Below are 14,297 nucleotides of genomic sequence, written 5' to 3'. Positions count from 1 at the left end.
TATAAGATGTTGGGTAACATATGACCCGATTTGTGATAAAATAGTGGTGCAATGTGCCTCAAAGGCTGTGTTTGACATAAGTTAAACGAACAATTGCAGAAAAGACCATCGGCAGAAAAAGGCTAAAATGATGCCGCAGGTTTGGAAAATTTCAACAAGGCTTTGATTGCTTAAACATCAAGAAACGGGGTGCCAAAATGACATGCAGCTGCAAACAGGATCCCATGGGGATTCAGGATCAAGTTGAGGATCGAGCGCTCGTGGATCTCAGTCTGATTGATCCAATCATTGAAAAGTACGGCAAAGTCAAAGGCAGTACAATCACTATTCTTCAGGGGGTTCAGGAAACTTACGGATTTTTGCCTTCTGAAACATTAACTTACATAGCCAAGAAAACGGGCATGAAAGAGGCCAAGCTCTACGGCGTCGCCACGTTTTACACACAGTTCAGAATGAAGCCTGTCGGCAAGAACCTGATCATGCTTTGTCAGGGGACGGCGTGCCACGTCAACGGGGCGTCTGCCATTGAGAAGGCTATCGTGGAGGAGCTCGGCATCTGTGAGGGCGAAACGACAAGTGACGGTGTTTTCACTTTCACAAATGTCGCCTGCCTGGGCTGCTGCAGTTTGGCGCCGGTCATGATGATCAACGGCGAAACTTACGCGAAGCTGACGCCGGAGAAGACAGTCGGCGTACTGAGAGAGCTCAGGGCAGAGGCCCAATCTGAAATGGAGGTCAGCTGATGAAAGTGCTTGTCGGCGCAGGCAGCTGCGGATTTGCAGCAGGCGCGCATAAACTGATGGATGAGCTGGAAGCCATCCAGGATCTCAAGTTCGATTACGAGATTACAGGCTGTATTGGCATGTGTCACCTGGAGCCTATCATGGAAGTTCATGAGGGCGGCGAGGTGTTCCGGTTTGTCAAAGTCATGCCTGAGGATGTCAAACCAATCCTTGCGGATTTCAGAAATTACGCAAATAACAGGATCAGCGTGGAGGATGCCGATAGTCTCGTGAAGCAGCCCCGCGTCGTTCTGAAAAACTGTGGTGTCATCAATCCTGAGGATATCGAGGATTACATAAACATAGGCGGCTATGAGGCGATTCGCAATTGCTACGAATCGAGCTCACCGGAGGCCGTCATCAACGAAATCAAAACTTCGGGTCTCAGAGGACGCGGCGGCGCGGGCTTCCCGACCTGGTTCAAATGGGACGCGGCTAAAAAATCTCCGGGCCCTAAGAAATACGTCGTCTGCAACGCGGACGAAGGGGACCCGGGCGCGTTCATGGACCGCTCTGTACTCGAAGGCGATCCGCATACCCTGATTGAGGGCATGATGATCTGCGGTTTTGCCATTGACTCTGATGAAGGCGTCGTTTACGTCCGCGCAGAATATCCGCTGGCGATCCGCCGTCTCGAGAAGGCTATCAAAGACGCAAGAGCGAGAAATATCCTCGGAAAAGACATCTTTGGCATCAAAGGCAGAAACTTTGATCTTCGCATCAAAGCGGGCGCCGGCGCGTTTGTCTGCGGCGAGGAGACGGCTTTGATCGCGTCCCTCGAAGGCGAGCGAGGCATGCCAAGACTGAAGCCGCCGTTCCCTGCGCAAAAGGGCTTCTGGCAGCTGCCAACCAACATCAATAACGTCGAAACTTTTGCCAACGTGCCTTGGATCATCCGCAACGGCGGCGCGGCGTTTGCCAAGTTCGGCATTGAGAGCAGCAAGGGGACCAAAGTCTTCGCGCTGACGGGCAAAGTCAAAAAAGGCGGCCTGGTGGAAGTGCCTATGGGCATGTCCCTGCGCGAGGTCATCTATGACATTGGCGGCGGCATCGTGGGCGACAGACCGTTTAAGGCGGTACAGCTAGGCGGACCATCCGGCGGCTGTGTGCCGGCGCAGCTGATCGACACCTCGGTCGACTATGAGTCTATTACAAGAACCGGTGCCATTGTCGGCTCCGGCGGCATGGTCGTCATGGACGACACCACTTGTATGGTGGACATGGCGCGTTTCTTCCTGGATTTCACCTGCAAGGAATCCTGCGGAAAATGTACGTATTGCCGCATGGGTACCAAACGCATGCTGGAAATCCTGGAGCGCATCACAAACGGCCAGGGCAAGGACGGCGACATTGAACTCCTCGAGGAGCTCAGCTACAAGGTCAAGGACGGCTCTCTGTGCGGACTCGGCCAAACGGCGCCAAACCCTGTTCTGACGACGATCAAGTACTTCAGAAACGAATATGAAGACCATATTTACAATAAGACCTGCACGGCGAAGCAGTGTGCTGCGCTGATCCGCTATGAGGTCGTCGCGGACAAGTGTATCGGTTGTACGGTATGCGCGAAGGCGTGTCCGGTTTCCTGCATCAAGGGCGAGCTGCGCAAGGTTCACGAGATCGATCAGGACGCCTGCATCAAGTGCGGACAATGCTTCCAGAAGTGTAAATTCGACGCGATTCGTGTCTACTAACGGCGAAAGGAATGTGAACAAATGCCATATATCAGAGTTAATATCGATGGCCGTGAGATTCAGACCTATCGCGGCCATACGATCCTGGAAGTCGCGGCTCAGGCCGGGATTGACATCCCAACCCTGTGCCACGATGAGAAGATACAGAACTACGGCTCCTGCGGCATCTGCGTCGTAGAAGTCGAGGGCAACCCGCGCCTGGTGCGTTCCTGCTCTACGGAGATCATGGACGGCATGGTCATCAGAACCATGACTGACCGGATCCGCGAAAGCCGCAAGACGACCCTTGAGCTGCTGCTCTCCGACCATACAGGCGACTGTAAGGCACCGTGTACCCATGGCTGTCCGGGCCATGTCGACGTTCAGGGTTATGTCGGCCTGATCGCCAACAAACAGTACCAGGAGGCCCTGAAACTCATTAAGAAAGAGCTGCCGCTTCCTGCGTCCATCGGCAGAGTTTGTCCTCATCCTTGCCAGACGGCATGCCGCCGCGGCCTGGTGGACGAGTCCATCACCATTGCCTGGCTGAAGTATTTTGTCGCGGACCTCGACCTGAAGAGCGGAAGCCCTTACATGCCGCCTATGCTGCCGGATTCCGGAAAGAAAGTCGCCATTGTCGGCGGCGGCCCGAGCGGTCTTTCCGCGGCGTACTATCTGCGTACGCAAGGCCATGCGGTCACCGTCTATGAAGCAATGCCTGAATTTGGCGGCATGCTCAAGTATGGGATCCCGCTCTACAGACTGCCAAAGGACGTTCTGAAGTCTGAAGTGGAAGTCATTCGCAGCATGGGCGTCGAGCTCAAGCCAAACATTCGCGTTGGTTCAGATGTGACTCTGGAGTATCTCAGAGAGAAGTTTGACGCGGTGTACATAGGCATAGGCGCGTGGACGAGCATGGGGATTGACTGCCCTGGGGATCAGCTGGACGGCGTCATTGGCGGCATTCAGTTTCTGACGAAGTTCGCGGTCAATGAACCCATCAAGACTGGCGAGCGCATTGCAGTTATTGGCGGCGGCAACACGGCCATGGACGCGGCGAGAACGGCGATCCGCCTAGGCGCCAAGGAAGTTTACACCATTTACCGCAGAACCAAGGAAGATATGCCTGCGGTGGATATCGAAATTGAAGAGGCTATGGAAGAGGGCGTCGTCTTTAAGTTCCTCCTCAGCCCAATTGAGGTTATAGGCGACGAAAACGGCCGAGTGAAGCAGATCCGACTTCAGAAGATGCAGGTCGTCGGCGGCGGAGCGGACGGACGTAAAAAAGTGGTGCCTATTGAAGGCGAAGAGGAAATTTTAAACGTGGACTCGGTGATCATGTCCGTAGGCCAGCGTCTTAAAGGGGAAGGCTTTGAGGAGCTCGCCCTGAACAAGCACGGCTACATTATTGCAGATCCTGAGACTTTCATGACCAACCTGGACGGCGTCTTCGCAGGCGGGGACGCGACGAACAAAGGTGCAGACATTGCCATTGCAGCGATCGCCGAAGGCAAATGGGCGGCGCGCGTCATGAATACTTATCTCCACGGCAACCTGAAGCCGCATAAGGATCCGTTCTACGTCAAGCGTGAGGACCTCACGAGCGAGAGCTTCCCGGATGTCGTCCGCGAGCTTCGCCCGCATATGGCCCATGAGCATCCTGAACTGAGAAAACATAACTTTGAAGAGGTCGTCAAGGGCTACACCGAGGCGGCGGCAGTGCAGGAGGGCAACAGATGCCTGGAGTGCGGCTGCCACGATTACTTCGAGTGCGACCTGATTACCCATTCCCAGGCCTATGATGTCAAGCCGGAGCGTTTTGCCGGTGAGATGCACAAGCGTATGGACGACGACGATCATCCGTTTATCAAGCGGGATCCGAACAAGTGCATTCTGTGCGGGCAGTGCGTCCGAATCTGTGACGAAGTCATGGACAACACGGCGCTGGGTCTCGTCAGCCGCGGCTTTGACACTATTGTAAAGCCGTCTATGGAGAAAAACCTGAAAGAGACAGAGTGTATTTCCTGCGGTCAGTGTATCAGCGTCTGTCCGACAGGTGCGCTTCAGGAGCGTACGCCAATCCATAAGCCGGTACCGGTGCGCACCACGCTGACCACCACGGCTTGCTCATGCTGTTCCGTAGGCTGTACCCGTGACCTTGAGAGCCGCGGCGCCATGCTGCTTCGCTCACTCCCGGTGAGCGGTGAAAACACGGTCAACGACGGGCTCCTGTGCTCGAAGGGCCGCTTTGGCTTCTCGGCTTATATCACTGAAAACCGCATTACTAAACCAATGGTCCGCAAAGACGGCGAACTGGTTGAAACGACCTTCAGAGAGGCCTTCCTCTACGCAGCAAGACGCGCTCAGAGCCTGCATCTGCTGCACGGACGCAATTCTGTGGGCATCAGCATCTCTGATCGTTATACCAACGAGGAGCTCTACATGGCGAAGAAATTCGGCGTCGAAGTTCTGGGCACCAACGAAATCTTCTCCCTTGGCAACAAGAAGAGCGGCCTCAAGGACGTCCTCCCGTATGACGCGTCTCCAAACCTGCTCGACGAGCTGACCAGGACGGATGTCATTATCTCCATTGGCGGCGACATGATGGCGGATTACGCGATCGCGGCGCTGAAGGTGAAGGAAGCGGTTGGAAACGGCGCTAAACTGATTCACCTCAATAACCGCAAGAATAAGCTGGACGACTGGGCATCGCGCACCGTCAAGCTGGAGAATAATCTGGAGTTCCTCCGCGAACTTGCCAAGTATTTGGCAGATCACAGTGCTAAGACGATCCGGGCTGCTGGTTTGGAAGACGTCAAAGCATCTTTAGCCGATGTTCGCGTGTCCTCCGAAGCCGCGGAAATTGCGGAGCTCTATCTCAACGCCAAGAAGGCTATGATCGTCTATGACGGCCGTGAAATCAGCCTCGAAGGCGAGCAACTCATTGCATCACTCTGCATGCTGTCAGGCCACATTGCGTCCGCGCGGGAAGGCTTCATCAAACTGCGCGCCAACGCCAACGGTCAAGGTCTCGTCGACATGGGCATCGACCTCGACAGCGCGTCCAAGTATGCAAAGATCGCCAGCGGCGAAATCAAAGGCCTGATGGTCTTTGGTGAAGATGTCTCTGTGGACGCCGTTCGCGGGCTGTCCTTCCTGATGGTTCAGGATACTCATATGACTGAACTTGCCAAGATCGCGGACGTTGTCATCCCTGCCACGGTTATGGTTGAGTCTAATGGCACGATCACTTCCGCAGAGCGCCGCGTCCACAGCGTCAGCGCAGCCGTAGAGTCCCCTACGGGTCTCAGCAACTGGGAGATCTTCAAGGAACTCATGAACACCTACAGCACAAATTGTGCTTATGCTGGCCATGAGGAGATTACGGAAGAGTACAGCCGTGATATGTTTGGCTATGTTGGCCTGACAAAAGCTAAGGCTGCCGATGGTGCTGTCTACTGGCCAATCGGTCAGTCGCCACAGCTTTACACGCGTGAGCAGCTTGCGGCTCACGGACGTTACGTCATCCCGCAGGAAGGCAGACTCTTCGATGTGGTTGAAGAGACGAACTACCTGAAGCGACTCTTTGGAGCGTTTATTAAAGAGGCGACGGCGTAAGCTGAAAGATTTTGGTAAAAGTCGAGGAGTTGAACTATGGCGCGTGGCGCCTAAGTTCAACTCCTCTTTATTTTGTGGCGGACTGACCTAATTTATGGCGGTGAGATCCATAATGGTGGTATAATGTCAATAACAAGGACAAATGGCAGGAGGGATGACGTATGATCAGACTGATGGACGAAAAGCTGATCGATTACTATGTAGAGAAGCTGGGCGTTATGTCGTGTTTTTCAAAGGATCTCAGGCCTCATATGACCCTGTATCAGATCGAGCGGGGGGAAGAGGTCTACGAACTGAATCAGCCGGTGACCATGTTTTACTTTTTGGCCATGGGGACGCTGAAGGTATCCTATGCACTGGATAATGGGAAAGTCGTACTACTCAGATTTATCAAACCGCCTGGGGTGTGCGGGGATGTTGAGATTGGTATCAACAGGCCGGTGAGAACCTCCGTCAGCGCCGCGACGGATTGTCACCTTATTGGCATTCATCTTGAAGTAATCAAGGCGCAAACGGCAGAGGATTCGGTGTTTAAAGATTTCATCATCGAGAGTCTGAGTCATAAAGTCATGGCGGTGTCCAATGCCATGGCCATCAATCTGAGTTATCCGCTGGAAAACAGATTTGCCGGATATTTGCTGTCAATTTCCTCTCAAGTCAATGACCGGCGCGTTCAGGAAATCAAAACCTTTGACCTCAGGGAAATCGCGACAATGCTGGGGACCAGTTACAGACATTTGTGCCGAGTGATCAAAGATTTTTCTGACCAGGGCCTTATTGAGAAGCGGCGCAGCCAGATCCTCATTAGGGACTATGCAGGGCTGGAAGATTTGTCTGCCGGATTTTATGAGTAGTGAAAATAAAAATAAAATTCGTAAATTACACGTGGTAAATATTGACAATTATTCCCTCTTTTGATATTGTAAAAATATACCAATCACAGGAGGGATTCTATGAACAATGTTAGTCTGATCGGCCGTCTTACCCATGAACCAGAGTTGAAATTTACCCAGGGCGGACTAGCGGTCAACAAGCTGATCATTGCGGTGGACCGTTCACTCGGTCGCGAAAAGCGGGATGAGCTCAGGCGTCAGGGCAAACCGACTGCAGACTTTCCAAGAGTTGTCGCAATGGGAAAATTGGCGGAGACCTGCCAAACATATTTGAAAAAAGGTGATTTGTTCAGCGTGGAAGGCAGGGTTTCAACTTCATCCTATGAAAATAAGGATGGAGACAAAGTGTTCAACACAGATATCATTGCGTCGCATATTCGATTTTTGACACCTAACCGCGGCACGACTGAAATTATTCCGGCTGACCTTTCGTCTGAAGAAGCCGTTGAGACAGCCCCGTTCTAAGTCACTCAGCCAAGTCGGCTGAAGATAGGGGATGGGAGTAACTCAGTGTAACCATCGGCAAATCAAAATAAATCAAAGTCATTAACAGGAGTATACATAAGCGGCGGCCATCTGATCATTCTTTGGAATGAAAAGGTGGCCGGCCGCGTTTTTTGAAAAATTTTGTGATGAATTCTTAACTTTTGTGTGACTTTTGACCATATAAACTTTTTTCAGATTTGTTATAATGATTACAGTAAATTTTACCAGTGAAGGAGAACGACAACGACTATGTACGATTATCATATGCATTCATACTTTTCAACTGATTGCGCGATTCCGGTCAAAGAAATGATCGAGGCAGCCATAGCAGCTGGCATGAAGGAAATCGCGATCACGGATCACGTCGACTACGAATATAACTCCACAGAAATTCAATTTGATTTTGACGTTGAAGTTGGACTGCGCGAATATGAGGTGATTGGCGCCGCATATGCCGACCGGATTGCTGTGCGCAAGGGCATTGAGATTGGCATTCAGCCTCACGTTCTGGGGCGATGCTCCGTGCTGGTGAATATGCATGCCTTTGACTTTGTCATTGCCAGTGTACACAACTCCGCGAAACAAGACCTTTACAACGGGGACTTTTACCGGGACAAAACGCCGGAACAAGCACTGCTCTATTTTTATGAAGAACTGTATCAGATGCTGAAAGACTATAAAGACTACTCCGTCATTGGTCATTTCGACATTGTCAAGCGTTATAATGATGAGGTCAAAGCGCTGCCGTTTGAGAAGTATAGAGAGGTCATAGCGAAGCCTCTTAAAGAAATCATAAAAGCTGGGAAGGGCATTGAGATCAATCTGTCCGGCATCCGCCAAGGGCTTGGTGAGAGCCTGCCTTCCCTGGATGTACTGAAGCTTTATAAAGAGCTGGGTGGGGAGATCGTCACTCTGGGTTCGGATTCCCATGTGCCTGAGACTATAGGCGATCAGTTCCGTCTTGGCATTGAGATGCTAAAAGAAGCCGGATTCGACAAAATTTACCGCTTTGAGCGCATGCAGCCTATTCCGGTGCCGCTTAAGGAGTTGGAAGCGAAATATCTGGTATAATCCGTGTTTTTCCAGATAGCGCCGGATTGATCCGACAGATTACGAAGACTATAACAGCAGGTGAGGGATTGGCCTTGCGATTTCGCAAATTATCAACGGGTAAAATTGACTATAACATGCGCATCTTTGCCTTGTATGGCATTCTGTATGAGACCGCGCTGAATTTTTACAAGCCTTTTTCCGTCAAGTTTCTGGAACGGATTGGCGGCAGTGAGCTGGAGATTGCCCTGATCAATGCGCTTCCGGGGCTGGTGACGCTGATCGCCATTCTGCCTGGTGCCCTGTGGCTCAGGCGCTCTGAGGATACTCAGCTTACGACTGCCAGGCTCATTCTGTTTGGCCGATGGTTCCTGTTCGCCATGGCCTTCATTCCATTCCTTCCCTCTCAGTACCGGGCGTTTGGATTTCTCGCTCTATTCACACTGATGTGCGTTCCCGACGCCATTTATCAGACGAGCTACCAGAGCTTTATAGGCGTCTTGTTCGAACCCCGGGCCAGGGCAAACGCCATTGGGATGCGCAACAAACTGACGGTCCCAGCGCTGACGGCGGTGACACTGCTCAGCGGTAATATCCTGACCTTGGTTCCCAAAACGGATGAGCAGCGCTTAGTGATCTATCAGATTTTCTTTGGACTTGCCTTTGTCTTTGGCGTGATGGAATATAAAGCCTTCAAGAAATTCAAGGTCGCGAAAAAGGACGCAGGATTTGCCAGGTCCAGCGGTCGAGAGCCTCTCAAGCCGCAAGTCTTAAAGATCTTAAGCAACAAAAACTTCCGGTTTTTCGCCCTGTGCAGTCTGGGCTTTCACTTTGGCTGGCACATGGGATGGCCACTTTTCAATATCTATATGATTAAGACCCTCGGAGCGAACGAACTCTGGCTCGCGGTTATATCGGTGGCCTCAGCCATTACCATGTTCTTTGGCTACAGCTTCTGGAGCCGTCAGATCGAAAAGCGCGGAAACAGTTTTGTGCTGCCCATCTGTACCTTTGGCATGGCTCTGACGCCGCTGATGTATGCCTGGTCGCCCAATCTGTACATCTTGCTGCCAACGGCACTGATCTCCGGATTTTTTACGGCAGGAACCCTCAGCGTCACTTTGGGCGCGCTGCTGGAGGCGACACCGGAGGATAACCGGGTCATGTATATAGCGGTCTACAATGTCTTAATCAACCTCAGCTTGGCAACGGCGCCAATGCTGGGGCACTATTTCTTTGAACTGAGGGGCATAGTGTTTGCACTATACATGACGGGGCTGTTCCGCTTCCTCGGAACGCTGCTCTTTTACTACAGAGATCGGCGCATTTCCAATGAGCGCGCCGTCCAGGCGGGATGATGGAGGGTGGTGTCAGCGGTAGTCGCCCAGTGACACTGCCTTCTCTATTTCCAAAAAAATAAGAAACTCGGTGTCAGACACCCAGTTTCTCAGTGGTTATCGCCTATTGACCCCGAGTTTCTGATATTTACTGATATACAAATAAAAAGTGAGGCAGAAGTTGGTGTCAATCACCCTATTCTGCCTCACTTTTTTTTTGCTTTACCCCTTGAATGCGCACGGCATGCCTGCAACACACTTCCCGCAGACATCCGCTAAACCCAGGTGTTTAAGATGGTTGGCGTTTTCCAGGCACATTTCGTAGCATCGGTGACGGTCGAAATGGTCGAAAAACAGGGCATTATGGACGCAGGCGGAGACGCAGGCACCGCAAGATCCATCGGCCTTGTAGGCACAGCGCTCAAAATCAGGGCGAGGCGAAGGCTCAAGGACTAAGTCGGTCACGATGCTGCCCACGCGCCCGGCGCAGCCTGCTTCAGTGATCAGCATGTTATTGAGCCCAAAAGTACCCAGCCCAGCGGCATAAGCCACATGACGATGGGACCAGTCGCTCATGAGCCGCTCCTCATCAAAGTTGTGAGTGGCAGGCATATTGGTGCCTATAAAGCCCTTTGCGGCCAGCTCACGTGCCATATGGGCGTTGATTTCACCAATGAGCGTATTCGTCTCAATATACGCCCGGCCCCACGCCTCTGAACTCAATCTGCCCGGCACATTGCTTTTCACAATGGAGGCTTCGAAGGGGAGAAAATAAGTGATTACGCTCGCCGCCTCCGGGATGAAATCTTGAGGCAGGCAGTGCGTCGGGCTGACAACGTCCTTGAAGCGCAGGAAGAGCGGATCAAGCGCATCCGCATAAGCGACGAGCGGTGTCTTCCAGCTGGTCGCTATATCAGGCCGGGATTCGAAGTCTCGTACAAAAGTGGTGATGGTGCTTTCGATCCAGGTTTTCAAAGAGGATTGCCTCCTTTAAAAATAAACATTAGGCAATGAGTGTATTGCAATTACATAACGGTGTAAGTCCCCAACCTCAAGCTGGGGACTTACACCAAAAAGAACTGCACATCCGGCACACCGCTTCAAGCTAAGCGAAAACCTGGGCGGCGATGCTGACACCGGCTCTGGCGTCCCGGCAAAAATCATCCGCGCCTATGGTCTTGGCGTAGCTTTCCGTGAGGACGGCCCCGCCAACCATGATCCGGATGGGTGCCCCGGTCGCCCGCAGCGCCACAATCGTCTCCTCCATGCTGGAAACCGTCGTGGTCATGAGGGCGCTGAGGCCCACCAATTGAATGTTCTCCGCCACCGCTGTGCTGACGACTTTCTCTACCGGTACGTCCCGGCCCAGATCCAGCACGTCATAGCCATAGCTCTCCAGCAACACCTTCACGAGGTTCTTGCCAATGTCGTGCACATCTCCCTGAACCGTGGCCAGGAGAACACGACCTTTGGACGTCATAGCCTCTGAGGACTCAGAGAGCTTCGCCCGGATCAGCTCAAACGCCGCCGTTACCGTCTCCGCTGCCCGGATCAGCTGCGGCAGGAAAATCACCTTCGCCTCATACCGCTGCCCAATCGCGTCCAGCGCCGGAATCAGGTGGAGATCCACCACCTCCAGCGGCGGCGTGGTCTCGAGTAAAATCTTGGTACGCGCCAGAATCGCGTCTTTTTGGCCTTCCAGCAGCAACCGCTCAAAGCTGTCCGCAGGCAGAGCGTTTGCCGATGGTCGCCCGACCGCACCCTGACCGCCAGCATTATCAGCCGATCCTGCTACAGCAGCCGCAGTCATAGCCGGCACGGCAACCGCTGCACTGCCGCCATTCGTCAATTGCCCAATCAGCGCCGCTGCATGAGCTGCGGAAGCGTGAGCCGCAGCAAGCACGGCATCTTTGGCGTCCGAATCCTGCTTCGCCTGGTCTGCCTTTTCATTTTGATAATCAATGTAGGCCACCGCCCCCTGGTCCTGATTGGCCAGCACGCGGAACGCCATCAGCGTATCCATGATGCCCTCTGCGCCCGGATCAATGATGACCGCATCCAGCCCGCTGGTCAGCGCCATGGCAAAATAGGTCCGGTTGATCAGAGCCCGGTAAGGCAGGCCATAGGAAACATTGGACAGACCCAAAGTCGTCAGCGCGCGCGTTGTCGTTTTGACCGCCCGGATTCCCTTTAAAGTCTCCATAACTGCAGCCTGCTGAGCGGACGCCGTCAGGACGAGACAGTCGATCATCAGCCGGCTCTCGTCAATGCCGTAGGCGGCAGCCGTGTCAATCATCTTGCGGGCGACGGTCATGCGGCCATCCGCCGTTTCGGGGATGCCGTTTTCGTCTAAACATAATGCAACCACATAGGCGCCGTATTTCTTCGCAATCGGAAAAATCTTTTCCATGGAGGACGGCTTGCCATTGACGGAGTTGATAATGGCCACGCCGCTGTAGAGCCGCAGAGCGCGCTCCAGAACAGCCGGCTTGGTGGAGTCGAACTGGAGAGGCGCTTCGATCAAGCCGTTGAAGGCTTCAATAATCTCGCTCATGACTGCGATTTCGTCCACTGCTGGCAGAGAGGTGCAGACATCCAGCACTTCAGCCCCGTGGTTGATCTGGTCGAAGGCTTCCTTGATAGCCGCGGAGGAGTTGCCGGCCAGAAACTGTGCTTTCAGACCCTTATTGCCGGATGGATTGATTTTCTCACCTACCAGTGTGAACTTGCCTGTCAAAGCCACCTTTTGCTGGGCGGAGCAGACATAATCCCCGCGTTCTACCACAGGCGCCGGGCGATAATTCCCACGCAGGCTGTTCAGGGCTTGAATAAATTCCGGCGTCGTGCCGCAGCAGCCGCCTATAATTTTGACGCCGCCCTCGACAAAGCGCTTGCCAAAGTCTGCGAAGGTCGCCGCGTCCACGGAAAATTCCGTGCGGCCGCTGACGGAAACCGGCAGGCCCGCATTGGCCTGAACCATCACCGGTACCTTGGCGAACGCCAGGATCCGCTGAATGATGGGCTCCAGCTCTTCTGGACCCAGGGAACAGTTGACGCCTATGGCATCAATGCCAAGAGCTTCCAGGGACAGGATCATGATTTCGGGATCCGTTCCGGTGAGCGTTCGGCCGTCATCCGCAAAAGTCATGGTTGCGAAAACCGGCAAGCTTGAATTTTCCTTGGCCGCCAGTACCGCAGCCCGGGTTTCCCCGAGGTCTGACATGGTCTCAATCAGGATGAGGTCCGCTCCGGCCGCCGCGCCGGCGACAATTTGTTCTTTAAAGTACTCATAAGCGCCGTCGAAGTCGAGGGCGCCAATAGGTTTCATCATTTTCCCAATCGGGCCAAGGTCAAGGGCAATCAGGGCTTGCCGCTCACCGCGGGCAGCCTTGGCGTTCTCCACCGCCGCCGTGATCACCTCTGCCACCGAATAGCCGCTGGTGGACAGCTTGTAGGCGTTGGCGCCAAAGGTGTTGGTCGTGATCACATCTGAACCGGCCTCCAGGTATTCCCGGTGGATTCGTTGGATCAGCGCCGGATCCACAATGTTCAACGCCTCGGGGAGGGTTCCGGGTTTCATGCCGTAGCGCTGGAGCATGGTGCCCATAGCGCCGTCAAAAATCATCAATCGGTCTGGGGCAAACAGCGCCGTGAATGCAGCAGATGAAGACTTATGTAGTTCGCTCAAAAAATCACATCCTCAGATTATTTTAATCGTAAAAAATGTTGTTTTATGTCGTTGATTCATTATACCCATTTCGAGCAGTCTATGGCAAAAAAGACGCCCGCTTAACGGCGGCGCGTACACGTCTCCTTCAGCGGGCAGAGGTCACAGCTTTCAAGGCCGCAGCGGTGAAGTTTGGCCGAGTCCGTCGTCTCATCTCCCTGAATCTTGGGCAGTACACCCAGGATCGCCACCACGCTTTTGCGCGGCGTCAGCAGGTAACTGTCGCTCAATGAGACGCCAATGCGCTTGTGGGCCACCAGGGCCTCCAGGATAGCCTTCTGAATGGTCAGGGACAAGTCGCCATAGCCGGGACTGTAGCGAAAAGTCAAATCACCTGCCCGGCTGCGGATTTCGGCTTCGCATTTGTCGCACCAGGCCTCTGTTAATGCGGAAGCACAGGCGTCCGCGATCAGGCCGGCAGTCGGGGACAGATGGCTCTTCAAAGTGATCAGGCGCTCCGCCTGGGGTCCCAGCGTGCAGGCCATGAGGTATACGGTGTCGCAGGGCGCCAGGAGCTTCGCGATGTCCTTTCCGAGAAGGGGCTCCGAGAGTCCATGGAGCCAGATGCCCTCGGTTGTCTTCTTTTCGACGGGGAAGGGGTTATAAATCCAGCGGCCAACCAGCTTTGCTTCGAGCTCCGATGAGAGCGCCTCGACTTCCGCGAGGGTCTGGGGATCGGCCTTTTTAATCTCGCGGATGCCCAGATACCGCAGGACTTCGTCGCGATTGATCAC

10 protein-coding genes are annotated in these 14,297 nt (G+C 53.6%); 7 read left to right on the top strand and 3 right to left on the bottom strand.

The window, feature by feature from the left end:
- Window positions 1-197 precede the first annotated feature (197 nt).
- The 7 genes from nuoE to AC4PHM_RS06290 all read left to right on the top strand — a co-directional run bounded on the left by nuoE (window position 198) and on the right by AC4PHM_RS06290 (window position 9,857).
- Entirely contained in the window at window positions 198-743 is a 546-nt protein-coding gene (gene nuoE / locus AC4PHM_RS06320; protein ID WP_492020050.1) for an NADH-quinone oxidoreductase subunit NuoE, read from the top strand.
- Entirely contained in the window at window positions 743-2,473 is a 1,731-nt protein-coding gene (locus AC4PHM_RS06315) for an NADH-ubiquinone oxidoreductase-F iron-sulfur binding region domain-containing protein (protein ID WP_492020048.1), read from the top strand. Before nuoE ends, AC4PHM_RS06315 begins: the two co-directional genes overlap by 1 nt.
- Window positions 2,474-2,494: 21 nt before the next feature.
- Window positions 2,495-6,070 (top strand): FAD-dependent oxidoreductase, encoded by a 3,576-nt coding sequence (locus tag AC4PHM_RS06310; protein ID WP_492020047.1) that lies wholly within the window; start codon window positions 2,495-2,497, stop codon window positions 6,068-6,070.
- A gap of 161 nt (window positions 6,071-6,231) precedes the next feature.
- The gene (locus AC4PHM_RS06305) at window positions 6,232-6,924 is read left to right on the top strand and encodes a Crp/Fnr family transcriptional regulator (protein ID WP_492020046.1); all 693 of its coding nucleotides are present in this window, start codon (window positions 6,232-6,234) and stop codon (window positions 6,922-6,924) included.
- A 99-nt stretch (window positions 6,925-7,023) separates the two neighbouring features.
- Complete coding sequence (locus AC4PHM_RS06300) at window positions 7,024-7,428, top strand: single-stranded DNA-binding protein (protein ID WP_492020045.1); 405 nt, start codon at window positions 7,024-7,026, stop codon at window positions 7,426-7,428.
- A gap of 270 nt (window positions 7,429-7,698) precedes the next feature.
- Window positions 7,699-8,520 carry a histidinol-phosphatase HisJ family protein gene (locus tag AC4PHM_RS06295; RefSeq protein ID WP_492020044.1) on the top strand — a complete coding sequence of 274 codons (822 nt, stop codon included), beginning with the start codon at window positions 7,699-7,701 and terminating at the stop codon, window positions 8,518-8,520.
- 74 nt (window positions 8,521-8,594) lie between these two features.
- Complete coding sequence (locus AC4PHM_RS06290) at window positions 8,595-9,857, top strand: MFS transporter (RefSeq protein WP_492020043.1); 1,263 nt, start codon at window positions 8,595-8,597, stop codon at window positions 9,855-9,857.
- A gap of 201 nt (window positions 9,858-10,058) precedes the next feature.
- On the opposite strand, the gene AC4PHM_RS06285 is transcribed toward AC4PHM_RS06290, so the two are convergent.
- From AC4PHM_RS06285 to AC4PHM_RS06275, 3 genes are all read right to left on the bottom strand, one after another.
- Window positions 10,059-10,811 (bottom strand): epoxyqueuosine reductase, encoded by a 753-nt coding sequence (locus AC4PHM_RS06285; RefSeq protein WP_492020042.1) that lies wholly within the window; start codon window positions 10,809-10,811, stop codon window positions 10,059-10,061.
- Window positions 10,812-10,941: 130 nt separating this feature from the next.
- Window positions 10,942-13,524 carry a homocysteine S-methyltransferase family protein gene (locus AC4PHM_RS06280; protein ID WP_492020041.1) on the bottom strand — a complete coding sequence of 861 codons (2,583 nt, stop codon included), beginning with the start codon at window positions 13,522-13,524 and terminating at the stop codon, window positions 10,942-10,944.
- A 101-nt stretch (window positions 13,525-13,625) separates the two neighbouring features.
- Window positions 13,626-14,297, bottom strand: a complete 672-nt coding sequence (locus AC4PHM_RS06275; protein ID WP_492020040.1) for a hypothetical protein — start codon at window positions 14,295-14,297, stop codon at window positions 13,626-13,628.

It is taken from the genome of Acidaminobacter sp. QWL-03, assembly GCF_058683855.1.
The sequence above is the reverse complement of the archived record's forward strand: the minus strand, read 5'-3'. Positions and strand labels throughout refer to the sequence as shown.